This window comes from Enterobacter sp. ODB01 (assembly GCF_001623605.1).
Lineage (GTDB): Bacteria > Pseudomonadota > Gammaproteobacteria > Enterobacterales > Enterobacteriaceae > Enterobacter > Enterobacter kobei.
Genome location: NZ_CP015227.1, coordinates 3,535,635 through 3,560,115, shown reverse-complemented (window position 1 = coordinate 3,560,115; position 24,481 = coordinate 3,535,635). Strand labels below are relative to the sequence as shown.

Genomic DNA, 24,481 nt, shown 5'->3' with positions numbered 1-24,481 from the left:
CTTTTTGGCTTACTCTAAAACCTCTCCAAACCTACTCTCCGGGATAGCGTCATTTTTTATGACCTCCGTCATTAAATCTTCCGGTTATTTCCCGGCAATCACACCCCCGGCTGCAAAATATTCATTCCTTTCGCGGAGCCTTACTCAGAATGCGAGAGCGGCAGACATCCAGAATTTCGTCAGCCAGCGCGGAATTATCCGGGCAGGCACGGGACAACACCAGAGCCCCGACAAGATGTGCAAAGGTATTTATCAGGTCAGCACGTGAGACATTTTCGTCGCTTAACATTGCCAGCTGACGTTCAACCCCGGCTGCAAATGTCTCTTTGATGGACTCGGACTGGCGTGCGGTGTCCGTGCCCAGGGCAGACATCACGCAACCTCCGGCCATATCATCGCGATGCTGCCGGGAGAGGTAATATTCAATGAATTTTTCTCGATCTACACCCGCCAGGTTTTCCGCGGCATGCACAAACCCGCAATTCATGGCCTCTGACATCAGGTCGGCCTTCGAACCAAAGTGCTTATAAAACCCGCCGTGGGTTAAACCCGCAGCAGACATCAGCTCCGCCACGCCCACGCCGTCATAGCCGCGTTCACGAAAAAGTTCGGATGCCGTTTCAACTATGCGCATCCGGTTCTCCCGGACCTGCTCTTTTGACACTTTCATGCTGCACACCCCCTATAAAACAAGGCTCAATTATACATTGATGATGATCATAATCAAAGAAGTTGACTTTATAGATTATGATCATCATCATTAAATTCGTATCTCCGACAGCGCTTCGCAGAGAAAGGCACGCTCTGTCAGTCTGGCTGAGATCAGCAAAGAGAGCCGGATATCTCCCGGATTTACCTGCATCGAACGGTGCAGATTCTGTTTAACATTTGATAAAGAAGATCACACATGACGAAAACTTCAATTCTCATTACAGGCGCATCGACGGGTATTGGTGCTGTTTATGCGGAAAGGTTTGCAAGCCGTGGACATGACCTGATTCTGGTTGCCCGGGATAAAACAAAATTAGACGCACTTGCCGAACGTCTGAGACAGGAGAAGGGCGTTTCTGTAGATGTCCTGCCTGCCGATCTCACTCAGGCAGCGGAGTTAGCGACGGTGGAAACGCGTCTTCGTGAAGACGAAAAAATAGGGGTGCTGATCAATAACGCCGGCATCGCACAGTCGGGCCATTTTATCGGCCAGACGTCCGAGGCAATTGAGCGTCTTATCGCCCTGAATGTCACCGCGCTGACGAGACTTGCCAGTGCCGCGGCACCAAGGTTTGTCAACGCCGGAGAAGGTGCGATCGTCAATATCAGTTCAGTCGTTGGGCTTGCCCCGGAATTTGGCATGTCGATTTACGGTGCAACCAAAGCCTTCGTGCTTTTCTTGTCGCAGGGATTGCATCTTGAGCTGTCCTCCGCAGGCGTTTACGTCCAGGCGGTACTTCCGGCCGGCACTTACACCGAAATCTGGGAACGTGCCGGTATTGATATCAGTAAGGCGCCCGAGATGATGGAAGTGGATCAGTTAGTTGACGCAGCCCTGGCGGGCTTTGACCGTCGCGAACTCGTCACCATCCCTCCTTTACAACACGCTGCCCACTGGGATGACCTGGAGAGGACGCGTCAGGCTCTGCTGGCGGACATCAACCAGGCTAACGTGGCAGAGCGCTACAAAGTGTAGTCAGGGGGGATTCGGCATAGGACTGAGTATCGTTTTTTCACTCAGCAACAGCGTTGTTAAGAAACATGCCACAGGCAAACCCGGCAGAGTAAAAGACAAATGAATAAGAAGACGATGAAAGCGTTTACGTTTAAACGCTATGGTAAATCCCCGGGACTGGGGATCGATGACGTCGATTTTCCGTCCCCCGGTGATGATGAAATTCTGGTCAAAGTGTATGCAGTAGGTCTGAACCCAATCGATAACATGATCCCGACCGGCATGTTCAAACGCGTTCTGCATTTCAGTCTCCCCGCGACCTTGGGCAGTGATGTGTCCGGCGTTGTCGTTGCCACAGGACGTCGCGTGACGCGATTCAAGACAGGCGACGAGATTTTCGCCAGTATTTTTGACAGGGGAACGGGGTCGCTGGCCGAATTTGTCCGGGTGCCAGAAAGCCTTGCGGCGTTAAAACCCGCCAGTCTGGATTTCGTACAGGCCGCGTCACTTCCTATGGTCAGTCTCACCTCCTGGCAAGCGCTGACAGAACGCGCGATGCTGCGAGCGGGGCAGAAAGTATTTATCCCTGCCGGATCCGGTGGAATCGGCAGTTTTGCTATTCAGCTGGCGAAACACTTTGGTGCAACGGTTGGGACGACCACCAGCTCAGCCAACATTGACTGGGTGAGCCGCCTTGGTGCAGATGACGTCGTAGACTATAGAAAGCAGGAATTCGAAAAAGTGCTGAGCGGCTACGATATTGTCCTCGGTACTATCAGAGGTGACGCGATTGAGAAATCCACGCAAATCCTTAAGCCGGGAGGGAAAATTATTTCCCTGATCGGGCCGTTAGATGCTGCTTTCGCGCGGGAACGACACCTTAATGTTTTCCTGCGTTTCGTATTAGGGCTGATGAGCCGCAAAATCATGCGGCTGTCAAAAAAGCGAGGTTTGACCTATTCGTTTCTCTTTGTTCGCCCTGATGGCAGCCAGCTCAGCCAAATCGGTGAACTCATGGACGCTGAACTCATCAAGCCCGTAATCGACAAGGTTTACCCCTTTGCCCAAACGAGCGACGCCTTCACCTATCTGGCTCGCGGGCATGCAAAGGGGAAAGTCGTCGTTAAAGTTCATGGGTGATAGCTACGAAGGCTTGAGCGCCGTTGCAGCGGCGGACCACAGATAATGGTGATGCGCTGAGTGGAACCCTGCGCATTGCCGCCCCCTATGCTGCCGGACCTTGTCACTGAAGGCGTGGATATTTCGCTACGTTTTGGTGAGTCGGGGGAAGGATGAACCCAATATACGTTGTACTCTGCGCGGGATTAAAACCTGGGCATTACGGATATGGCCACCCCTCAGGCGAGGGGTGGCTTTCGGGGCGGGAGAGTGATGTTTACTTCGCCGCTTCCTCGATAAGTGTGGCGACATCCTGGGGATGTGAAACCATCACGACATGGGATGCGCCTTTAATCACAACGGTGTGTTTTGATCCCGCACGTTCAGCCATGAATCGCAAACCCTGGGCGGGGATATTCTTGTCGCCGTCACCGTAAATGAAGTAAGAGGGCAGTTTTTTCCAGGCTGGCACACCTGATTTTTCAGTTAAAGCCGCTTCGGTAATCGGTCTTTGCCCTGCGGCCATCAGCGCCGCCTCTTCAGCTGAAACGTCATGCGCGAATTGCTGGTGGAACTTCGCCCGATCGATGGAGAGATCGACGCTACCATCAGCCAGCTTCAACGGTGTGGCAAGCGCCTGACCAAGCGTGCCGCTAGGGAATTTCCCTGCCAGGTCGGCCGCGGCTTCACCCGCGTCCGGAGCAAATGCGGCGACATAAACCAGCGATTTGACATTGTTTGTATCACGGGCCGCGTTCGTAATAACCTGGCCACCATAGGAATGCCCGACAAGGACGACCGGCCCCTTAATGTTGTTCACCACAGAAGAGACGTAAGCCGCATCACCCGAAACACTGCGCAGCGGATTCGCGGCAGCAACGACATTGTATCCATCCTTTTGCAGGATCCGGGTAACGCCATTCCAGCTAGAAGAGTCGGCAAAGGCACCATGAACCAGGACAACGGTCGGCTTAGCGGTTTCGGCGATTGCGCTGGCAGACAGCAGAACGGCGGCAACGGCAAGGGAGGCAGCAAATTTGGACATGATCATTCCTCTTTTCAATACAGTTTAAAGGGTATGCGTAGGGGGGATTGTGGCCTGTCTGAAACAGGCCACCTGGTTAGCCGCGAATAAAGGCCAGTACGTCAGCGTTAAAGCGATCGGCCTCTGTCTCCGCCAGTCCATGTGAACCGCCGGCATATATCGTCAGCGTCGCATTCGCAACGATCTCAGCGGCGCGGTGTGCGGATGCCTTAATGGGGACAATCTGGTCATCGTCGCCATGAATAATCAGCGTAGGGCGATCAATCTGCTGCAGGTCGCGTGTGTAATCGACTTCAGAGAACTCATGGATGCAGTCATATTGCCCTTTAATGCCGCCCTGCAGGCCAATTCTGCGGAAGTTTTCCCGTAACCCGTCATTGGTAGGGACATGGTCACGGTTAAAGCCATAGAACGGAATTGTCAGGTCAAAGTAAAACTGTGAGCGGTTTTTGGCCGTGCCTTCGCGGATAGCATCAAACACCTCAATCGAAGTACCGTCTGGATTGGCATCCGTCCGGAGCATAAGAGGAGGGACTGCGCCGACCAGAACGACTTTAGCCACGCGTGAGGTACCATGACGGCCGATATAATGTGCAACTTCGCCGCCCCCTGTGGAGTGACCCACTAAAATCAGATCCTTCAGATCCAGCGACTCAATCAGCTCAGCGAGATCGTCCGCATACTGATCCATATTGTTGCCGTGGAAAGTCTGGTCTGAACGCCCATGGCTGCGACGGTCATGCGCGATGACCCGGAAACCATTCTGGCTGAAAAACAGCATTTGCTGATCCCAGGCATCAGACGATAACGGCCATCCGTGAGCGAAGAGGATAGGCTGACCTGAACCCCAGTCTTTGTAAAAAATGCCTGTTCCGTCTTTGGTGATGAAAGTTGTCATTTTGTACTCCTGTTATATGTTGTGTTATTTGTTTGTGTGAGATTTGTTTGTGTGCAAACGAATATGGCAACCCTTTTTGCCTTTGTCAATCGCTTGCAATTAAATCGTATGCAAATTATTTTAAGGGGACTGGAGGACATATGACTAAACACACTAATTCCGAGGATTCCCTGCCAGATGTGCACGGTATGCTCTGTTTCTCTCTTTACTCTGCGGGACATGCTTTTACTCAGCTCTATCGTCCCATGCTTGATAAGCTTGGCCTGACCTATCCCCAGTATCTGGTGATGGTTACCTTGTGGAATCAGGATGGGCGAACAGTGAAGGAACTGAGTGGAATTCTTTTTCTTGAGTCCAGTACGTTGACCCCTTTACTGAAGCGGCTGGAGACTGCGGGGTTGATCACCCGGACACGTAATCCGAAGGATGAGCGCGAAGTGCTTATCCACCTGACGGAGAAGGGGGAGGCGCTGAAAAGCGAGACCAGCACTATCACGCGCTGTATTGTGGATACCCTGGGGATGGACGCCGACATCATTGCTGACATCAAAGCATCAGTCGATAAGATCCGTGACAAGATCCACCGTGCGCAGAAACCGGACGCCAATGACCTGGCCTGATGGGGTCATTCGGGCAGAGACATACTGTCCATTCGTACGCTCTATGAAACACTGAATTTACTGGAGGGCTGTTTTTCGAATTGAGGAATCTCATTATGATGAGGGCTAATGATTCCCAGGGGATACCACATGCGCATTGACAATCTACAGTATTTTTTTGACCCACTTTGCGGCTGGTGTTATGCCAGCTCGCCCGCCCTGAATTATCTGGCACAACATTACATCGAAAAGCTCACGTTAATGCCCAGCGGTCTTTTTTGTGATGAGGGTGCCCGGCACATCACCGCCCAATGGGCAGAATATGCGTGGACAAACGATCGGCGTATCGCTTCGCTGACCGGTCAGCCATTCAGTGAGAGCTATCACCAGCTCCTGAACTCAGGTGCGCGCTTTGATTCGACGTTTATGAACCGGGCACTTACGGCTTTTCATGAAATCAGCCCGGCGGCAGAGGCAGGGCTGCTTCGTGCACTGCAACATGCCCGCTATGTACTGGGGCGTGATACCGCGCAAAGTGATGTGGTGGAAGAGATCGGCATCGCCTGGGCTCGGGAAAATAACGTTGACCTCAACCCTAATGACTTTGCCGGCCGGCTTGATGCCGATAACGCGCTTCGCAGCCTGACGGACGACAGGATCGCTGACGTAAAGCGTCTTATGAATCAAAAAGGTTTCAGGGGGGTTCCGCTGCTGTTGGTTACGGTTGACAGCACTGAGCACATTATCAGCGGCCACGATCTCTACGGTGGAGCAAAAAGCATCGGCGAGGCGCTGGCAAAGCTTGCGTAGCCAAAACGAGGCTTCCGGTTTTACACACCGGAGCTTCGTTTATCACCTGTTCGAATGCCCGAATCATTTCTGGCGGGAGAGGGAACGGAAAGAGCAGTAGTACCCTGCAGATGCGATAAGGCAGAGCATATACCCGAATGATTCGCTGCCTTCCTCCACGACATTCTTGACCACCCTGACGTAGCTTTGATCGAGTATCGCGTACCATAATTCGTGCATTCCAAACAGCCGGGAGAAAACCAGGACTGCCAGCAGACCACTGAGCATCATGCCGTACCACGGGGTACGGGTATAGTGGGTCAGTTGCGTAAGAGTAAGTCGGAAATGGATAACGGGATAAAGCAAAGCGCAAATAGCGGAAAGTAGTGCAAACCACACCCAACTTCCATGAGCCAGAAGATCAAAAAATGCATCCAGTTCGCGAATCAGCATGGAGAGGAAAAAGCCGCCGATCAGGATGTTGCAATAGCGCATGAATTCCCATTTCTTCGCCAGCAGGAAGTGAATAAATACGATGCTCACTAAAACCGATTCCTGCACAATTTCGGTCAGCGATATCTCCGGTATATCCAGATTAAATAAAGAGATATCCGCCCACAGACAAAGTACGGGCAAGGAGCAGGCTGCTGACGCGAAAAGAAAGAAGAAAAAGCTTTTGAGCACAGACATTAACACCACCACTTTCATTCAAAACATCTATGATAAGTGGCTTCGAACGAAAATCTATTTCACTTTGTGCGCTATAGGCATGAATTTTAAGCATATTGAGCTACTTAGCGAGGGTGCGTTCACTCTGTGCCGATAAGATCCCCCCTTTCAGGGAGCTCTCCGTCACTAAAAGAGGCAATATGCTTTGGCTATCACAGGATGCGAATACATGGCCCCAGCGGCTTTAGTTTCCATAGCCATTCAGCCGTCCGGGTGTTTAAGCGGTTATAATAAAAAATAAAAACTTTGCTTAAAAAAATTTTCTGTGCCTAAATAGCGTCATCGGTTTGGAATACAGACCTTATAAACGCAGTTTAGTAAAGCAGTCCTCAGTTCAGGTGTTATCAATAGATACTCTTCTTCGTGAGCCTCCTCCTAAGTGCCAAATAAGTTACTCTCTAAATACAGGCCATCATCGCCGCGCTTAGTGGCTCAAAAAATAAGGAATTATCTATGTCTAATAAAATGACTGGTTTAGTAAAATGGTTTAACGCTGATAAAGGTTTTGGCTTTATCACGCCTGACGACGGCAGCAAAGATGTATTCGTACATTTCTCTGCTATTCAGAGCGACAGCTTCAAATCGCTTGATGAAGGCCAGAAAGTGTCCTTCACCATTGAAAATGGCGCTAAAGGCCCGGCAGCGGGTAATGTTTCTCCGCTGTAAGTCGCGCCTGTTATCTATGACCCTTACGATAGCGATGAAGACGCGAGTCTGAGCAGTTAAGCTTCACTGATAACAAAAAACCCGCCGAGTGCGGGTTTTTTTATGGCTCCAGGAAAATTGTTATTCTGTTTAGCCGACCTGTTTTCAGAGACAATTATCCTTCACCCGGAGGCGGGATGCGGTCCCGAAGGCTGTATTCCTGTGATAAACGCCAGAAATCATGACCAGCCGGATGCTGATATAAGCGGAGCGAGAATTGACCGGCGACAGCGGTGATGTATTCAAATATCGCTGACTGGGTATTTTCATACTCCATCCACAGTACGGATGAGGTAAAACAATAAATTTCCAGGGGAATACCCGACGGCGTAGGCTTTAGCGTTCGCACGACAATATACATATCTTTGATAATATCAGGCCGATCGGCGAGCCATGCCATCAGGTAGTGCCGAAAAAGCGTTAAATTTGTCAGGCCATTATCCATAAACCAACTGTCCGGTACGCCCATGGGGTCACGCCCGTCGATGAGCTTTGCCAGCGGTTCATTCGTGCCGCGCAGGGCCAGCATCGGGGCCAGCGTTTCCTGAGTGAGGAATTTAACTGAGTGCTGATCGATAGTGGTGCTGCGCATAATCCGGCGCGCCCCTGACGAAAACATGGCCTGCCAGTTGGTATACGTTTCGGTCAGGAAGTTTTTGGTCGGGATACGCGAGATTGTGTTATCCCAGTTACGGATGGTAATGGTGTGCAGCGCTATGTCGGTCACTTCGCCACTCAGGTTCTTATCGGGCATTTCAATCCAGTCCCCCAACTGCAGGACATCATTTGACGAAAGCTGGATATTGGCCACGAGCGAAAGCAGGGTGTGCTGAAAGACTAACATCAGTACGGCTGCTACGGCCCCGAGGCTGGAAATAATGATCGCGGGGGATTTATTCGACATGACGGCAAGGATCATGATCGCAGCGATGATGTGGATAAATATTTTCCCTATCTGGATATAGCCTTTGATAGAGTGATTTTTACGCTTCGTCTTGCGTAAATAAGAGCTGTTGACAATATCCAGCATCTCATTGAAGAAAACCGACAGAAAAATAAAGAATAGAATCCCACAGATGGTATTTATTGCCGTCACCAGCGATGCCGGCATATTGGGCATAAACTGCAGGACGTAATAAACGATAATAACCGGAATGAAATTCGACAGCTTCTCGGCAATACGACGATCTTTTTCCAGCGGGACATCCTGTTTATGGCTGGAAAAGAAGACCTTACGAACGATTTTTATGAGCAGGAATTTGCACATCAGGTGCGCAAAGAAACCAGAGATGACCAGCAGAATAAGATTAAATCCAATGGCCAGAGCCGGATTGCTTTCTATGAATGTTAATAAATAATCCAAGTACACCACCGCTTATCGCCTGAATCGTATGCCATTTTGTATTTACCTCATTCAGGAGATAAATACAAAGATTTAACCAAATCATATAATGGCATATCCGGTACAGGCAAGTCCACGACCTGAATCCTAAGCCGCACCGAGCTATTTTGTTGCGGTCAGTAACTTTATTTTCAAATTGGTTCCAGGCGATAAAAGCAGGTGAATGTGCGTGGAAGTGCCCAGAATGGCGGCGCTAAAGAAACACCGTCTGGCGGCGAAGCCAGACGGTGGAGAGGTTACGCTTTGCGCGTTGCCGCTTTCATTGCGCTGACAAAGTTTTTCAGCTCAGCCAGCATTTGCTCTGGCTTGTCCACGTTCTTCTCAATGATTTTAACGATAGCGGAGCCTGAGATTGCACCGGCTGCGTTAGCGTCAATCGCCGCGGTGACCTGGTCGGGAGATGAAATCCCAAAGCCCTGCAGTGGAGGCGCGGCATGGTACTCAGCCAGCTTTTCGACCAGATGATGCAGAGGCAGCGCCGCTTTGTTCTCCGCGCCGGTTACACCCGCACGGGAGAGCAGGTAGGTATACCCGCGACCATAGGAGGCAATCTGGCGCAGCAGTTCATCATCGGCGTTTGGCGGGCAGATGAAGATAGGTGCCACGTTATGGCGCATCGCCGCCTGACGGAACGGCGCAGACTCTTCTACCGGTACGTCTGCCACCAGAACGGAGTCGACACCCACGCGCGCGCACTCGGCGTAAAACTCATCAATACCACGGTTAAACACCAGGTTGGCGTACATCAGCAGGCCAATCGGGATCGTCGGATGCTTCTGGCGGATCGCCGCCAGCATCTCGAAGCACTGAGTGGGCGTCACGCCTGCGGCAAACGCGCGCAGGGTGGCGTTCTGGATGGTCGGGCCATCCGCCAGCGGGTCAGAGAACGGAATACCCAACTCCAGCGCGTCGGCACCCGCTTCAATCAGGGCGTCGATAATCTTCAGCGACTGCTCCGGACCAGGGTCGCCCAGCGTAACGAAGGGAACGAACGCGCCTTCCTGGCGGGATTTCAGTTCGGCAAATGCATTATCGTAGCGTTCCATCAGATTTCCCCTCGTGCTTTCAGAATATCGTGAACGGTGAAGATGTCTTTGTCACCGCGACCGGACAGGTTAACGACCAGCAGTTGCTCTTTTTCCGGGTTCTCTTTCATCATTTTCAGCGCGTGCGCCAGGGCGTGGGAAGACTCCAGCGCCGGGATAATCCCTTCGCTGCGGCACAGCGTTTTGAAGGCTTCCAGCGCTTCGTCATCGGTAATAGAAACATAATCCGCGCGACCCGTGCTGTTCAGATACGCATGCTGGGGTCCAACGGACGGGAAATCCAGGCCCGCAGAGATAGAGTAGGACTCTTCAATCTGGCCTTCCTCGGTTTGCATCATTGGCGATTTCATACCGAAGTAGATCCCCACGCGGCCATGCTTCAACGGTGCGCCATGTTCACCCGATTCAATGCCGTGACCGGCAGGCTCGACGCCAATCAAACCCACGCGGGTGTCGTCGATGAAATCAGCAAACATGCCGATGGCGTTAGACCCGCCGCCGACGCAGGCGATCACCGCATCCGGCAGACGACCTTCTTTTTCAAGGATCTGCGCTTTGGTCTCTTCACCGATCATGCGCTGGAATTCGCGCACGATGGTCGGGAACGGGTGCGGACCCGCCGCGGTACCGAGCATGTAGTGCGCGGTTTCGTAGCTGCCAGACCAGTCGCGCAGCGCTTCGTTACAGGCATCTTTCAGCGTCGCGGAGCCGCTGTGCACCGGGATCACTTCCGCCCCCATCAGGCGCATACGGAACACGTTCGGAGACTGACGCTCAACGTCTTTCGCACCCATGTAAATGCGACATTTCAGGCCCAGCAGGGCGCTGGCGAGCGCAGAGGCTACGCCGTGCTGGCCTGCACCGGTTTCAGCAATAATTTCGGTTTTCCCCATACGCTTCGCGAGCAGCGCCTGGCCGAGAACCTGGTTAGTTTTATGTGCGCCACCGTGCAGCAGATCCTCACGCTTGAGATACAACGTCGTGTTTGTGCCTTCGGTCAGGTTGCGACATTTCGTCAGCGCTGTCGGACGGCCCGCATAGTTTTTCAGCAGGTCGGTAAATTCCGCCTGAAATGCCGGATCTTTCTGCGCACTGACGAACGCCTCTTCCAGCTGGCGCAGGGCGGGCATCAGGATTTGCGGGACGTACATCCCGCCGAACTCACCAAAATACGGGTTAAGTAATGTCGTCATCTTCTCTTCCTTAATATGCACGCAGAGTGTTAAAAACCGAGGCCAGTTTGCTGGCATCTTTAATACCCGGTTGTGACTCTACGCCTGAATTGAAATCGAGGCCTGCGCAGCCCGCTTTGGCGGCTTCCACGCAGTTATCCGGGCTTAATCCACCCGCCAGCAGGACGTTGTCCAGCTTTTCGCCATTTAGCAGTGACCAGTCAAAACGCTGACCCGTACCGCCCTGGCCGTTATCGAGCACATATTTATCAACATGATTCAGGTTACGTGCGGGCAGGGTGGTACCCACGCTTTGCGCTTTCCAGATCTGCACCTGAGGGGCGAGGTCTGCACGCAGCTTATCGATGTAGGCTTGATCCTCATCGCCATGCAGCTGCACCGCACTCAGGGATAACGTTTCGGCTTTTGCCACGACGTCTGCGATATCCGCATTACGGAACACGCCCACATAGCTAAGCGGCGCTGCTGCGATCACATTGCGCGCCTGTTCCTCACTGACGGCACGAGGCGAGGCGTCAACAAAGATCAGGCCGCCGTAAATGGCCCCCGCGTCATACGCCGCCAGGGCATCCTGTTCGCGAGTTAAGCCACACACTTTGTTTTCACCGAGCAGGACGCGACGCACCGCGGCGTTAAGGTCGTCATGTTCCATCATGGCGGAACCAATCAGGAAACCGTTGGCGAAGTGGCTCAGCTCGCGCACCTGAGCGTAGCTGTTAATGCCGGATTCGCTGATTACCGTGACGCCAGAACCCAGACGCGGCGCAAGCTGGCGCGTACGGTTCAGGTCAATCGACAGGTCGCGAAGATCGCGGTTGTTAATGCCGACCACTTTGGCTTCCAGCGCGATGGCGCGCTCCAGTTCTTCTTCATTACTTACTTCGGTCAGCACGCCCATGTTCAGACTGTGCGCTACGGCAGACAGCTGGCGATACTGCTCGTCGTCAAGTACCGAGAGCATCAGCAGGCAGGCGTCAGCCTGGTAAAAACGCGCAAGCCAGATCTGATACGGGTCGATAATAAAGTCTTTGCACAGGATCGGCTGCGGCGCGATGCCGCTGACGATGGGCAGAAAATCGAAGCTGCCCTGGAAATATTTCTCATCCGTCAGCACGGAGATGGCGGACGCATGATGCTTATAAATACCGGCGATACGCGCCGGGTCGAAATCGTCACGAATAACGCCTTTTGACGGAGAGGCCTTTTTGCACTCCAGAATAAAGGCGGTGCGTGCGCCCTGCAGGGCGTCATAGAAACGACGGCTGCTGGGAACAACATCATTCTGGAAACTGGCAAGCGGCTGCTCTGCTTTGCGGGCTTCCACCCAGATGGCCTTATCGGCAACGATTTTCGCTAAAACGGTCTGCATTCTTTACCCTCTTGCCGCAAGTGCGGTAACGCGATCGTAAGCTGCACCGGAGCGCAGTACATCCAGAACTTTTTGGGCGTTAGCCTTCAGGTCTTCCTCACCGTGCAAACGCATCAGCATGGCGACGTTGGCTGCCACGGCGGCCTCATGCGCGGCCTCACCTTTACCTTGTAGTAAGCGCGTCAGAATGTCACGGTTTTCTTCTGGCGTGCCGCCCGCCAGCGCGTCCTGATGATAGGGTGTTAAGCCGAAATCAGACGCCTCGAGCTGATAGCTAAGCACTTCGCCGTTGTTCAGCTCGGCCACAAGCGTCGGTGCATGGAGAGAAACTTCATCCATACCGCCGCTGTGTACCACGGCGGCACGCTGGTAACCCAGGACGCGCAGCGTCTCGGCAATCGGCAGGACCAGCTCAGGGCTGTATACGCCAATCAATGCCAGCGGCGGATGGGCCGGGTTAATCAGCGGACCGAGCACGTTAAAGAGCGTGCGGGTTTTAAGCTGCTGGCGCACCGGCATCGCATGGCGGAACCCGGTGTGGTACTTCGGCGCGAACAGGAAGCAGACGCCCAGGTCATCCAGCGCTTCGCGGGAACGTTCGGCATTCATGTCGAGGTTAATACCGAACGCGGCCAGCAGATCGGAGGAGCCAGACCGACTGGAAACGCTGCGATTACCGTGTTTCGCCACCTTCATCCCGCATGCCGCCGCCACAAAGGCGCTGGCAGTCGAAATATTGATACTGTTGCTGCCGTCGCCACCGGTACCCACGATATCGGCAAACGGGTAGTCCGGGCGCGGGAACGGGGCGGCATTTTCCAGCAGGGCCGTGGCGGCACCGGCGATCTCCTGCGGGCTTTCGCCGCGCACTTTCATGCTCACCAGCGCCGCGGCCAGCTGTTCAGGCTTCAGCTCGCCGCGCACTACGGCGGAGAAGAGCTGGTGGCTCTCCTGCTGGCTAAGGGTCTGCGCCTGGTACAGTTTCTCCAGAATCGGTTGCAGGGTATTGGTCTGCTCCAGCTTCTGTAGCGCCCAGTCGAGGGTCTGCTCCAGCAGACGGGCACCGTGTGACGTCAGGATCGATTCCGGGTGGAACTGCATGCCGCAGACGCGATCCGCATCGTGACGTACCGCCATCACCATCCCTTCAAACGAGGCATTAATCGTCAGCCCGGCGGGAATATTACTCCCGACCAGCGAGTGATAGCGCGCAACCGGAAGTGGATTCGGTAACCCGGCAAACATCGCCTGGCCGTCATGTTCAATGCTGGAGGCTTTACCGTGCAGGATCTCGCCCGCCTGGCCGACATAGCCGCCGTAAGCTTCAACGATCGCCTGGTGACCGAGGCAGATGCCGATAATCGGTAGCTTGCCGCGCATACGGGTCAGCAGCTCCGGCATACAGCCTGCTTCACTTGGCGCGCCCGGACCCGGGGAGAGCATCAGCACCGGGTTTTGCATGGTCGCCAGACGGTCAATCAGGGTCTGCGCCGGTACGTGGTTGCGGTAAATAACGACGTTATGGCCATTCGCACGCAGCTGATCTGCCAGGTTATAGGTAAAGGAGTCGATATTATCGAGCAGCAGAATGTCAGCCATCAGAAAATCTCCTGTGCATGATGTGCGGTAGCAATGGCGCGCAATACCGCGCGAGCCTTACTGCGGGTTTCGTCAGCTTCAGACTGCGGAACAGAGTCGAGAACAATCCCGGCGCCGGCCTGGACGGTGGCAATTCCGTCTTCAACGTAGGCAGAGCGGATCACGATGCAGGTATCGAGATCGCCGTGGGCGGTGAAGTAACCTACCGCGCCGCCGTAGCTGCCGCGACGACGACCTTCGGCAGCGGCAATCAACTGCATCGCACGCACTTTCGGCGCGCCGCTCAGGGTGCCCATGTTCATGCAGGCCCGATAGGCGTGCAGCACATCGAGGTCGCTGCGCAGTTCACCCACCACGCGGGAGACCAGATGCATGACGAAGGAATAACGGTCGACTTTGGTCAGATCAGCCACGTAACGGCTACCCGGCGTGCAAATACGCGCAAGGTCGTTACGCGCCAGGTCAACCAGCATCAGATGCTCGGAGAGCTCTTTGTGGTCAGTACGCATTTCCAGTTCAATGCGGCTGTCGAGATCGCGATCCAGTGAACCGTCGGCACGACGGCCGCGGGGGCGGGTGCCCGCAATTGGGTAGATCTCAATCTGGCGGCTTTTAGCGTCGTATTTCAGGGAGCTTTCCGGTGACGCACCAAACAGAGTGAAATCATTGTCCTGCATAAAGAACATGTAAGGGCTCGGGTTACTCTTTTTCAGCACATCGTACGCTGCCAGCGGCGACGGGCAGGGCAGAGAGAAACGACGGGAAGGCACCACCTGGAAAATTTCCCCGGCGCGAATCGCTTTTTGCATCTGGCGAACCACGGCCCCGTACTGATCGTCGGTCTGGTTAACCTCACACGTCATCTGCTCGACGCGCTGTACCGGCAGCGCAGGGGGCGCCTCCGTCATTTGCTGCTGGAGTTGAGCGATGCGATTTTCGAGGCGCTCTTTCTCAGCCGCGGACGGCGTGAACAGGCTGGCCTGGATGCGGGTGTATTTTTTCTGATGGTCGATCACCAGCAGGGTCTCGGCCAGATAGAAGCAGTAATCCGGGCAGCGGTTACCCTGCTCGGTTTCCGGCAAATCTTCAAACCCGGCGACCAGGTCATATGCAAACAGCCCGCCGAAGAACATCGCTTCACGCTCATCTTCCGGCACGGTGACCAGATTTTGCAGCAGGCGGAAAGCGTCGAAAACGGACAGCGAGCAAAGGCGGGCATCTTCGTCCAGCAGCTGGCTTACCGGAGGAAAATGCAGAATTCGCTGGTCCGGGTGACGTTTATTCTCGATGCCCGCAGGCAGGGCAGCATCGAGCAGCGGCAGCAGCGATGCGCCATTGTCAGAAAGCGCCTTGATGGTGACAGTGTCACCTAACGCGGTAATGCGCAGCGCGCTGTCGACCAGCAACAGGCTTTTAAGATCGTCCTTGCTGTCGATATCTGCAGACTCCAGCAGCAGCGTTGCCGGACGTGCGCCGCACACCTGATGAAACAGCGCGGTCGGGTTGTGGCGATAGGCCGCCTCGCAGGTCAGCAGGTCGAGATGGGGTTTGGCTGTTTGCATGTTGTTGTTCTCATTTATTCTGTTCAAAAAAAAGCCCGCTGGGTAGCGGGCTGGGTATCTGTTTGCATTTCGCAGACGCGTGACACTGCCCGAAAATCAGGAAGTGCGCCACCAACCGTGCAGAGTGAAATGTGCTGTCATTTTCAGATACCTTTCTCGTGTGAACTTGCGTACTAGTTAACTAGTTCGGTGGCGAGTTGTCAACCCTTGATTTCAGAATTTCGCGTTAAGTCGGTATCATGGCGGTTTCGGATGTCTCCAACCTGTTATGGGAAGTGCTTTGAGCGATACCACCTACGCCATTATTTATGATTTACACAGCCATACGCAGGCTTCTGATGGTCTGCTGACACCCGAAGCCCTGGTTCATCGCGCGGTTGAGATGCGCGTCGGCACGCTGGCGATAACCGATCACGATACCACTGATGCCATTCCGGCAGCGCGCGCTGAGATTGCCCGCAGCGGGCTGGCGCTGAATCTGGTCACCGGGGTCGAGATCTCAACCGTCTGGGAAAACCATGAAATTCATATCGTTGGTCTGAACATCGATATAGAACATCCGGCACTTGTAACGTTTTTGCAAGAACAAAAAACGCGCCGCAACCAGCGAGCGGAGATGATCGGTGAGCGTCTGGAAAAGGCGCATATTCCGGGCGCGCTGGAAGGGGCGCAAGCGCTCGCGAACGGTGGGGCAGTCACGCGCGGTCATTTCGCCCGTTTTCTGGTTGAAGCGGGCAAGGCAACGACCATGGCGGATGTTTTTAAAAAGTATCTGGCGCGCGGGAAAACCGGATACGTTCCGCCACAGTGGTGTACAATAAAACAAGCTATTGATGTGATTCATCATTCTGGCGGTAAGGCCGTGCTGGCCCATCCGGGGCGGTATAATCTTTCTGCTAAATGGCTGAAAAGACTGCTGGCACACTTTGCTGAATGCGGTGGCGAGGCGATGGAAGTCGCCCAGTGTCAGCAGGCACCCAATGAGCGTGCGCAGCTTGCGACTTATGCTCGCCAGTTCGGCCTGACAGGGTCGCAGGGCTCTGATTTCCATCAGCCCTGCGCGTGGATTGAACTGGGGCGCAAGCTTTGGTTACCGGCAGGCGTTGAGCCGGTCTGGCAGCTCTGGGAACAGCCGCAGCAAATTGAAGAGAGGGAAGTATGAGTCAGTTTTTCTATATTCATCCGGATAACCCGCAGCCACGTCTGATCAATCAGGCCGTGGAGATCGTCCGCAAAGGCGGCGTGATTGTTTACCCGACCGATTCTGGCTACGCGCTGGGCTGCAAAATTGAAGACAAAGGGGCGATGGAGCGTATCTGCCGTATTCGCCAGCTTCCGGACGGCCATAACTTTACGCTGATGTGTCGCGATCTCTCTGAGCTGTCGACCTATGCGTATGTTGATAACGTGGCGTTTCGCCTGATTAAAAACAACACGCCGGGTAACTACACCTTCATCCTGAAAGGGACGAAAGAGGTTCCGCGCCGCCTGTTGCAGGAAAAACGGAAAACCATCGGGATGCGCGTGCCGTCCAACCCGATTGCGCAGGCACTGCTGGAAACCCTCGGCGAACCGATGCTTTCGACTTCGCTGATGCTGCCGGGAAGTGAGTTTACCGAGTCCGACCCGGAAGAGATCAAAGATCGTCTGGAGAAGGTGGTTGAGCTGATTATTCACGGCGGCTATCTCGGTCAGCAACCGACCACCGTGGTCGACTTAACCGAAGATGCGCCAGAAGTGATTCGTGAAGGCGTGGGCGATGTTAAGCCTTTCTTGTAGAGGTGTAAGCAGATATACTACGCGGCCATCAAAGCAGGGCTCGGCCCTCTTTTGACCTGATTCGACGCCTGTGAAGGCGACACCTGAGGAAGCTCAATGAGCGAGAAGTTACAGAAAGTGCTGGCGCGCGCCGGCCACGGTTCGCGCCGTGAAATCGAAGCCATTATTGAAGCGGGCCGCGTGAGTGTGGACGGTAAAATCGCCACGCTGGGTGACCGCGTAGAAATCGTACCGGGGCTCAAGATCCGCATCGACGGTCATCTTATCTCCGTGAAAGAGTCTGCTGAACAGATTTGCCGCGTGCTGGCTTACTATAAGCCGGAAGGCGAGCTGTGTACCCGCAACGACCCGGAAGGTCGCCCGACGGTGTTTGACCGTCTGCCTAAACTGCGAGGTGCGCGCTGGATTGCCGTGGGTCGTCTGGACGTTAATACCTGCGGCCTGCTGCTATTTACCACCGACGGTGAGCTGGCAAACCGTCTGATGCACCCAAGCCGTGAAGTGGAACGTGAATATGCCGTGCGTGTCTTCGGCCAGGTTGATGAAAATAAACTGCGCGACCTGTCGCGTGGCGTTCAGCTGGAAGACGGTCCTGCAGCATTCAAAACCATCAAATTTACCGGTGGTGAAGGGATTAACCAGTGGTACAACGTCACCCTGACGGAGGGGCGTAACCGCGAGGTGCGTCGTCTGTGGGAAGCGGTAGGGGTTCAGGTCAGCCGCCTGATTCGCGTTCGTTACGGCGACATTCTGCTGCCAAAAGGTCTGCCGCGTGGCGGCTATACCGAACTGGATCTGACCCAGACCAACTACCTGCGCGAGCTGGTGGGGCTCACGCCGGAAACCACCTCAAAAGTGGCGGTGGAGAAAGATCGTCGTCGTATGAAGGCGAACCAGATCCGTCGTGCGGTGAAACGCCATAGCCAGGTGAACAGCAGCAACCGTCGCTCTGGCAGCCGGAATAACAACGGTTAATCTAAAAGCCCGGTGAACGCACCGGGCTTTTTTCTTTAGTAATCAATCCCAGGCTGCGCTTTGATACCTGCATCAAATGCATGCTTGACCGGACGCAGCTCGCTGACGGTATCTGCCAGTTCCAGTATATCCCGATGACACCCACGACCCGTGACGATTACCGTCTGATGTGCAGGGCGGTTTTTCAGTGCATCCAGCACGGCATTCAGCGGCAGGTAGTCGTAGGCGACCATATAGGTGATCTCGTCCAGTAGCACCATATTGAGCGTCGGATCGGCCAGCATTCTTTTGGCGTGCTCCCAGACAGCAAGGCAGGCTGCGGTGTCGGTTTCCCGGTTCTGCGTGTCCCACGTAAAACCGGTTGCCATCACCTGAAACTCAACGCCGTGAGGTTCCAGCAAATTGCGCTCCCCATTGGGCCATTCGCCTTTGATAAACTGGATTACGCCCACTTTTTGCCCGTGTCCGACGGCGCGGGTGGCGGTGCCGAACGCGGCGGTGGTTTTGCCTTTGCCGTTGCCGGTAAATACGATGACGATCCCTCGCTCGTCCTGGGCTGACGCAATGCGCGCATCAACCTGTTCTTTCAGACGCTGCTGGCGCTGCTGGTGACGTTCTTCACTCATTGCGAAATCCCCGGTTTACGGCCCGGTTGGGCATCAAAAGTCATTCCGGTTTTGCGACGGCTGTCGTCGCCCATTAGCCAGAGATAGAGTGGCATAATATCGGCCGGGGTTTTCAGCTTCTGCGGATCTTCTGTCGGGAACGCGCTGGCGCGCATTTTGGTGCGTGTTCCGCCCGGATTAATGCAGTTTACGCGCAGATGGCGGCTCTGATATTCCTCCGCCAGCACCTGCATCATACCTTCGGTCGCAAATTTAGAGACAGCATATGCCCCCCAGTTTGCGCGCCCCTCACGGCCTACGCTGGAAGAGGTAAAGACCAGAGAGCCTGACTCGGATTTGAGTAATAAAGGAAGCAAGGCCTGGGTGAGGAAAAAGGTGCCGTTGACGTTAACCTGCATGACCTGCTGCCAGATATCAGGATCCTGCTCATCCATTGGACGAACTTCGCCTAACAACCCGGCGTTATGCAGCACACCGTCCAGACGTGGATAATGGGTGCTGATACGTTGGGCTAATTCCTGACATACCGCTGGCGTACAGGTCAGTAAATCAAGAGTATACCAGGGGGCCGGTATGCCACCTGCCGCTTCAATTTCCTGAGCGACACCTTTGAGTTTTTCTTCGTTGCGACCGATCAGAATAACGCTCGCGCCATATTCAGCATACGTCAGGGCCGCTTCGCGACCAATACCCGCGCTGGCACCGGTGACAAGAATGATCCGGTTCTGCAGCAGGTTTTTTTGCGGTTGATAGTGCACGGTGACTCCTCAGGCGCACGGTGACTCAATGGCGCCTTCATAATGACTTTTCGGCTTTATGCCCGAATTAGCGTGAGAATTCAATCAGTCTACAGGACGTATTACTGTAAAATTAACAATTTGCAAATATTTAAACCGCCGGCCGGGGATTCCTGAAGATGGCTCGCACAGGTAATGTCACGGGCGAGACGCAAAGGCAGGGCTGTTGTACACTGCCGTGAAAGATTCGTGGTTAAATCAAGGTGGAACGCGTGGAATTACTTTCTCAATATGGGTTGTTTTTGGCTAAAATCGCGACGGTGGTGATTGCCATTGCGGTCGTTGCCGTTCTGATTGTCAATCTCACGCAGCGCAAACGTCAGCGTGGGGAGTTACGCATTACCCGTCTGAGCGAGCAGTACAAAGAGATGCAGGAAGACATGTCCCTCTCACTGCTTGATAGCCATCAACAGAAGGCATGGCTGAAGGCCCAGAAGAAAAAGCACAAGCAGGAAGCCAAAGCCGCAAAGGCGAAAGCTAAGCTTGCAACGCCACAGTCTGACGCGAAGCCTCGCGTCTATGTACTCGATTTTAAAGGCAGTATGGATGCGCATGAAGTCGCTTCGCTACGGGAAGAGGTGACTGCCGTTCTGGCCGTGGCCACTCCGCAGGATCAAGTGGTGGTGCGTCTTGAAAGCCCTGGCGGCGTTGTGCACGGCTACGGACTGGCCGCTTCTCAGCTACAGCGTCTGCGAGAAAAGCAGATCCCGCTTACCGTGGCGGTAGATAAAGTCGCGGCAAGTGGTGGCTATATGATGGCCTGCGTGGCGGACAAAATTGTTGCGGCACCGTTCTCCATCATTGGCTCTATCGGCGTGGTCGCACAGATCCCAAACTTTAACCGTTTTCTGAAGAATAAAGAGATTGATATCGAACTGCACACGGCGGGTCAGTACAAACGTACCCTGACGCTGCTGGGGGAAAATACGGAAGAAGGGCGCCAAAAATTCCGTGAGGATCTCAACGAAACGCACCACCTGTTTAAAGATTTCGTACACCGTATGCGCCCAACGCTGGATATTGAGCAGGTCGCGACAGGCGAACACTGGTACGGTATTCAGGCGCAGGAAAAAGGGCTGGTAGATGAAGTGGGGACCAGCGACGATCTGCTGCTCAACCTGATGGACGGAAGGGAGCTGGTAGGCGTGCGGTTCACCCAGCGTAAGCGCCTGATGGACCGCTTTACCAACAGTGCAGCGGAAAGCGCAGATCGCCTGCTGCTTCGCTGGCTACAGCGCGGACAAAAACCGCTGCTGTAAGCAAAAACGCGAGGCATATGCCTCGCGTTTTGCATTAATCGACCAGGTGATATTTTTCAGAAAGCGTATGCGCCAGGTATTTAAACATATTAAACACAGCGGTGCTTTTTGGGGTGGGTAATCCCTGTTCGTCAAGGAAGTATTCGCCGCTGAAAACCAGCACGCCATTACGCTGCTCTACACCGGTGGCTTCAATGCCCGCCAGGGTATCTTCATGGTCACGGATAAGCTTATTTGCTTCGATAAGCAGAGAGGCTCGGTCAATAGGTTGGGTCGTATTCTGCATAATCCACTCCTTAAACAGTGACAATAGTCTACGCCGGGGCCGCTTTGGGGGCAAATTTTCCCTGTTTTGTGAGGGGATAAGATACAGGGGGCAGGTTGGCGGGATTTGCTTTTGCATGCTAATAAAGTTGCGTAACGAATTTTATCAGGTAGAGTGTGCGCTTTCGTCATTCTGGCAACAGAATTGCTTGACATTCGACCGGGAACTCGTCACGAATTATACGAGGTGTGAGAAAAATACCCGATAACTCAATCACCTGGGCGTCTTTCCTCAGACACCCGGTAGGACAAAGGGGTTGATATCTCCTGACGCAGCCGCAATATCATTGGCTCGTCGTCAGCGGAAGGGAAATCAACGTGCGGCGTATTCCTGGAAGAATTAAATTAGGTAAAGGTGAATATGGGTAAAGCTCTCGTCATCGTTGAGTCCCCGGCAAAAGCCAAAACGATCAATAAGTATCTGGGTAATGACTACGTGGTTAAGTCCAGCGTGGGTCATATCCGCGATTTGCCGACCAGTGGCTCAGCCAGCAAAAAGAGCGCAGACTCTACCTCCACCAAAGGGGCTAAAAAGCCTAAAAAGGATGAACGTAGCGCGCTTGTCAACCGCATGGGTGTTAACCCATGGCACAACTGGGATGCACAATACGAAGTGCTGCCCGGAAAAGAGAAAGTCGTTAACGAGCTGAAGCAGCTGGCTGAAAAAGCAGACCACATTTATCTCGCAACCGACCTTGACCGCGAAGGGGAAGCCATTGCATGGCACCTGCGGGAAGTGATCGGGGGTGATGACAAACGCTACAGTCGCGTAGTGTTTAACGAAATTACAAAAAATGCGATTCGTCAGGCGTTTGAGAAGCCTGGCGAGCTGAACATCGACCGTGTCAACGCCCAGCAGGCGCGTCGCTTTATGGACCGCGTTGTAGGCTATATGGTCTCTCCACTGCTGTGGAAAAAGATTGCCCGTGGCCTGTCCGCAGGACGTGTGCAATCCGTCGCCGTGCGTCTTGTCGTTGAGCGTGAACGCGAAATTAAAGCCTTCGTGCCGGAAGAATTCTGGGAAATTGACGCCAATGTGACCACGCCGGGCGGTGACGCTCTGCCACTGCAGGTGAGCCATCAGAACGATAAGCCTTTCCGTCCTGAAAACCGTGACCAGACCATGGCTGCCGTCGCGTTGCTGGAAAAAGCACGCTATCAGGTGCTGGAACGTGAAGATAAACCGACCAGCAGTAAACCTGGCGCGCCGTTTATCACGTCTACCCTGCAACAGGCGGCGAGTACGCGCCTTGGCTATGGCGTGAAGAAAACCATGATGATGGCCCAGCGCTTGTATGAAGCGGGTTACATCACCTACATGCGTACTGACTCAACGAATCTGAGCCAGGATGCGGTAAACATGGTACGCGGTTATATCAGTGATAACTTCGGTAAAAAATACCTGCCGGAAAGCGCCAATCAATTCGCCAGCAAAGAGAACTCTCAGGAAGCGCACGAAGCGATTCGTCCTTCTGATGTCTCTGTGTTAGCCGAGTCGCTGAAAGATATGGAAGCCGATGCCCAGAAGCTGTATCAGCTGATCTGGCGTCAGTTTGTCGCCTGTCAGATGACGCCTGCGAAGTATGACTCCACGACGCTGACCGTCGGTGCGGGCGACTTCCGTCTCAAAGCGCGCGGTCGTATCCTGCGTTTCGACGGCTGGACAAAAGTCATGCCTGCGCTGCGTAAAGGTGATGAAGACCGTACGCTGCCAGCGGTGAACAAGGGAGATGAGCTCTCTCTGGTTGATCTCGTTCCTGCTCAGCACTTCACCAAGCCGCCTGCGCGCTTTAGTGAAGCGTCGCTGGTGAAAGAGCTGGAAAAACGCGGTATTGGTCGTCCATCGACCTACGCGTCAATCATCTCGACGATCCAGGATCGCGGCTACGTTCGAGTTGAAAACCGTCGTTTCTATGCGGAAAAAATGGGTGAGATCGTCACCGACCGTCTGGAAGCTAATTTCCGCGAGTTGATGAACTACGATTTCACCGCGCAAATGGAAGACAGCCTCGACGAGGTTGCCAGCCATAAGGCGGAGTGGAAGAAGGTTCTCGACAGCTTCTTCAGCGATTTTACCAACCAGCTTGAAAAAGCGGAGAAAGATCCTGAAGAGGGCGGCATGCTGCCTAACCAGATGGTTCTGACCAGCATCGACTGCCCAACCTGCGGCCGCAAGATGGGTATTCGTACGGCAACCACGGGCGTCTTCCTTGGCTGTTCCGGCTATGCGCTGTCGCCAAAAGAGCGCTGCAAAACCACCATCAACCTGGTGCCGGAGAACGAAGTTCTCAACGTGCTGGAAGGTGAGGATGCGGAAACCAACGCTCTGCGAGCTAAACGCCGCTGCAAAAAATGCGGCACGGCGATGGACAGCTACCTGATCGATCCTAAACGTAAGCTGCACGTCTGCGGTAATAACCCAACGTGTGACGGGTATGAGATTGAGGAAGGTGAATTCCGCATTAAAGGCTATGACGGCCCGATTGTGGAGTGCGACAAGTGTGGCTCTGAAATGCACCTGAAAATGGGGCGTTTCGGGAAGTACATGGCGTGCACCAACGACGAGTGTAAAAACACGCGCAAAATTCTGCGTAACGGTGAAGTGGCTCCGCCGAAGGAAGATCCGGTTCCGTTGCCAGAGCTGCCGTGTGAAAAATCCGACGCGTACTTCGTGCTGCGTGATGGTGCTGCGGGTGTCTTCCTGGCGGCCAACACCTTCCCGAAATCGCGTGAAACACGTGCGCCGCTGGTTGAAGAACTGCACCGCTTCCGTGACCGTCTGCCAGAAAAACTGCGTTACCTGGCCGATGCGCCACAGCAGGATCCTGAAGGCAATAAGACGGTGGTTCGCTTTAGCCGTAAAACGAAGCAGCAGTACGTGGCGGCAGAGAAAGAGGGCAAAGCGACCGGCTGGTCCGCCTTCTTTGTCGATGGCAAATGGGTTGAAGGCAAGAAATAAGCTTGCCTGACCGTCACTTACCTGTGAAAGGGCCGGACTTC

24 protein-coding genes and 1 other annotated feature are annotated in these 24,481 nt (G+C 54.0%); of the genes, 10 read left to right on the top strand and 14 right to left on the bottom strand.

What is annotated here, in order from left to right; translation table 11 throughout:
- Positions 1 to 121 precede the first annotated feature (121 nt).
- Positions 122 to 670: a TetR/AcrR family transcriptional regulator gene (locus A4308_RS16870; RefSeq protein WP_045281230.1), complete on the bottom strand. Its 549-nt coding sequence runs from the start codon at positions 668 to 670 to the stop codon at positions 122 to 124.
- Positions 671 to 907: 237 nt separating this feature from the next.
- Between A4308_RS16870 and A4308_RS16865 the strand changes: the two genes are divergently transcribed.
- Positions 908 to 1,687: an SDR family NAD(P)-dependent oxidoreductase gene (locus A4308_RS16865; RefSeq protein WP_045281231.1), complete on the top strand. Its 780-nt coding sequence runs from the start codon at positions 908 to 910 to the stop codon at positions 1,685 to 1,687.
- A gap of 99 nt (positions 1,688 to 1,786) precedes the next feature.
- Positions 1,787 to 2,806: an NADP-dependent oxidoreductase gene (locus A4308_RS16860; RefSeq protein WP_045281232.1), complete on the top strand. Its 1,020-nt coding sequence runs from the start codon at positions 1,787 to 1,789 to the stop codon at positions 2,804 to 2,806.
- A gap of 256 nt (positions 2,807 to 3,062) precedes the next feature.
- On the opposite strand, the gene A4308_RS16855 is transcribed toward A4308_RS16860, so the two are convergent.
- Both A4308_RS16855 and A4308_RS16850 read right to left on the bottom strand, forming a co-directional pair.
- On the bottom strand, positions 3,063 to 3,830 hold the full coding sequence (locus tag A4308_RS16855) for an alpha/beta fold hydrolase (protein ID WP_045281233.1): 768 nt from the start codon (positions 3,828 to 3,830) through the stop codon (positions 3,063 to 3,065).
- Positions 3,831 to 3,906: 76 nt separating this feature from the next.
- Positions 3,907 to 4,728, bottom strand: coding sequence for an alpha/beta fold hydrolase (locus A4308_RS16850; RefSeq protein ID WP_014884108.1), 822 nt, complete (start codon positions 4,726 to 4,728; stop codon positions 3,907 to 3,909).
- A 140-nt stretch (positions 4,729 to 4,868) separates the two neighbouring features.
- Here A4308_RS16850 and A4308_RS16845 point away from each other — a divergent pair, with 140 nt between their 5' ends.
- Positions 4,869 to 5,348, top strand: a complete 480-nt coding sequence (locus A4308_RS16845; protein WP_014884107.1) for a MarR family winged helix-turn-helix transcriptional regulator — start codon at positions 4,869 to 4,871, stop codon at positions 5,346 to 5,348.
- A gap of 129 nt (positions 5,349 to 5,477) precedes the next feature.
- Positions 5,478 to 6,137 (top strand): DsbA family protein, encoded by a 660-nt coding sequence (locus A4308_RS16840; protein ID WP_014884106.1) that lies wholly within the window; start codon positions 5,478 to 5,480, stop codon positions 6,135 to 6,137.
- A 63-nt stretch (positions 6,138 to 6,200) separates the two neighbouring features.
- Here the strand turns inward: A4308_RS16840 and A4308_RS16835 are convergent, their stop codons facing one another.
- Positions 6,201 to 6,806 (bottom strand): hypothetical protein, encoded by a 606-nt coding sequence (locus tag A4308_RS16835; RefSeq protein ID WP_032629007.1) that lies wholly within the window; start codon positions 6,804 to 6,806, stop codon positions 6,201 to 6,203.
- Positions 6,807 to 7,298: 492 nt separating this feature from the next.
- Between A4308_RS16835 and cspE the strand changes: the two genes are divergently transcribed.
- A complete protein-coding gene (gene cspE / locus A4308_RS16825; protein ID WP_014884103.1) occupies positions 7,299 to 7,511 on the top strand; it encodes a transcription antiterminator/RNA stability regulator CspE in 213 nt (70 codons plus the stop codon).
- A gap of 154 nt (positions 7,512 to 7,665) precedes the next feature.
- Here the strand turns inward: cspE and A4308_RS23015 are convergent, their stop codons facing one another.
- From A4308_RS23015 to trpL, 7 genes are all read right to left on the bottom strand, one after another.
- A complete protein-coding gene (locus A4308_RS23015) occupies positions 7,666 to 8,922 on the bottom strand; it encodes a mechanosensitive ion channel family protein (protein WP_023330557.1) in 1,257 nt (418 codons plus the stop codon).
- A 266-nt stretch (positions 8,923 to 9,188) separates the two neighbouring features.
- Entirely contained in the window at positions 9,189 to 9,998 is an 810-nt protein-coding gene (gene trpA / locus A4308_RS16815) for a tryptophan synthase subunit alpha (protein ID WP_045281234.1), read from the bottom strand.
- The gene (gene trpB, locus A4308_RS16810) at positions 9,998 to 11,191 is read right to left on the bottom strand and encodes a tryptophan synthase subunit beta (protein WP_014884100.1); all 1,194 of its coding nucleotides are present in this window, start codon (positions 11,189 to 11,191) and stop codon (positions 9,998 to 10,000) included. Before trpB ends, trpA begins: the two co-directional genes overlap by 1 nt.
- A gap of 10 nt (positions 11,192 to 11,201) precedes the next feature.
- A complete protein-coding gene (trpCF, locus tag A4308_RS16805; RefSeq protein ID WP_014884099.1) occupies positions 11,202 to 12,560 on the bottom strand; it encodes a bifunctional indole-3-glycerol-phosphate synthase TrpC/phosphoribosylanthranilate isomerase TrpF in 1,359 nt (452 codons plus the stop codon).
- 3 nt (positions 12,561 to 12,563) lie between these two features.
- Positions 12,564 to 14,159 (bottom strand): bifunctional anthranilate synthase glutamate amidotransferase component TrpG/anthranilate phosphoribosyltransferase TrpD, encoded by a 1,596-nt coding sequence (gene trpD, locus A4308_RS16800; RefSeq protein WP_014884098.1) that lies wholly within the window; start codon positions 14,157 to 14,159, stop codon positions 12,564 to 12,566.
- Positions 14,159 to 15,721, bottom strand: coding sequence for an anthranilate synthase component 1 (locus tag A4308_RS16795; RefSeq protein ID WP_045281235.1), 1,563 nt, complete (start codon positions 15,719 to 15,721; stop codon positions 14,159 to 14,161). Before A4308_RS16795 ends, trpD begins: the two co-directional genes overlap by 1 nt.
- A gap of 25 nt (positions 15,722 to 15,746) precedes the next feature.
- Positions 15,747 to 15,841, bottom strand: a sequence feature (Trp leader region).
- A complete protein-coding gene (trpL, locus tag A4308_RS23010) occupies positions 15,818 to 15,862 on the bottom strand; it encodes a trp operon leader peptide (protein ID WP_106993556.1) in 45 nt (14 codons plus the stop codon). Its footprint overlaps the feature before it by 24 nt.
- 139 nt (positions 15,863 to 16,001) lie before the next feature.
- Between trpL and rnm the strand changes: the two genes are divergently transcribed.
- The 3 genes from rnm to rluB all read left to right on the top strand — a co-directional run bounded on the left by rnm (position 16,002) and on the right by rluB (position 18,475).
- Positions 16,002 to 16,883: an RNase RNM gene (gene rnm, locus A4308_RS16790; protein ID WP_045281236.1), complete on the top strand. Its 882-nt coding sequence runs from the start codon at positions 16,002 to 16,004 to the stop codon at positions 16,881 to 16,883.
- Positions 16,880 to 17,500, top strand: coding sequence for an L-threonylcarbamoyladenylate synthase (locus A4308_RS16785; RefSeq protein WP_003856793.1), 621 nt, complete (start codon positions 16,880 to 16,882; stop codon positions 17,498 to 17,500). The genes rnm and A4308_RS16785 overlap by 4 nt, the downstream gene beginning before the upstream one ends.
- Before the next feature lie 96 nt (positions 17,501 to 17,596).
- Positions 17,597 to 18,475 carry a 23S rRNA pseudouridine(2605) synthase RluB gene (rluB, locus tag A4308_RS16780; RefSeq protein WP_014884095.1) on the top strand — a complete coding sequence of 293 codons (879 nt, stop codon included), beginning with the start codon at positions 17,597 to 17,599 and terminating at the stop codon, positions 18,473 to 18,475.
- Positions 18,476 to 18,510: 35 nt separating this feature from the next.
- Here rluB and cobO read toward each other — a convergent pair whose 3' ends face one another.
- Positions 18,511 to 19,101, bottom strand: a complete 591-nt coding sequence (gene cobO, locus A4308_RS16775; RefSeq protein WP_023337380.1) for a cob(I)yrinic acid a,c-diamide adenosyltransferase — start codon at positions 19,099 to 19,101, stop codon at positions 18,511 to 18,513.
- Positions 19,098 to 19,859 (bottom strand): YciK family oxidoreductase, encoded by a 762-nt coding sequence (locus A4308_RS16770; RefSeq protein WP_014884093.1) that lies wholly within the window; start codon positions 19,857 to 19,859, stop codon positions 19,098 to 19,100. Before A4308_RS16770 ends, cobO begins: the two co-directional genes overlap by 4 nt.
- A gap of 251 nt (positions 19,860 to 20,110) precedes the next feature.
- Here A4308_RS16770 and sohB point away from each other — a divergent pair, with 251 nt between their 5' ends.
- On the top strand, positions 20,111 to 21,157 hold the full coding sequence (sohB, locus tag A4308_RS16765) for a protease SohB (protein ID WP_045281237.1): 1,047 nt from the start codon (positions 20,111 to 20,113) through the stop codon (positions 21,155 to 21,157).
- A 34-nt stretch (positions 21,158 to 21,191) separates the two neighbouring features.
- On the opposite strand, the gene A4308_RS16760 is transcribed toward sohB, so the two are convergent.
- Positions 21,192 to 21,443 (bottom strand): YciN family protein, encoded by a 252-nt coding sequence (locus A4308_RS16760; RefSeq protein WP_003856804.1) that lies wholly within the window; start codon positions 21,441 to 21,443, stop codon positions 21,192 to 21,194.
- 399 nt (positions 21,444 to 21,842) lie between these two features.
- Between A4308_RS16760 and topA the strand changes: the two genes are divergently transcribed.
- Positions 21,843 to 24,440, top strand: a complete 2,598-nt coding sequence (topA, locus tag A4308_RS16755) for a type I DNA topoisomerase (protein ID WP_045281238.1) — start codon at positions 21,843 to 21,845, stop codon at positions 24,438 to 24,440.
- Positions 24,441 to 24,481: the final 41 nt, after the last annotated feature.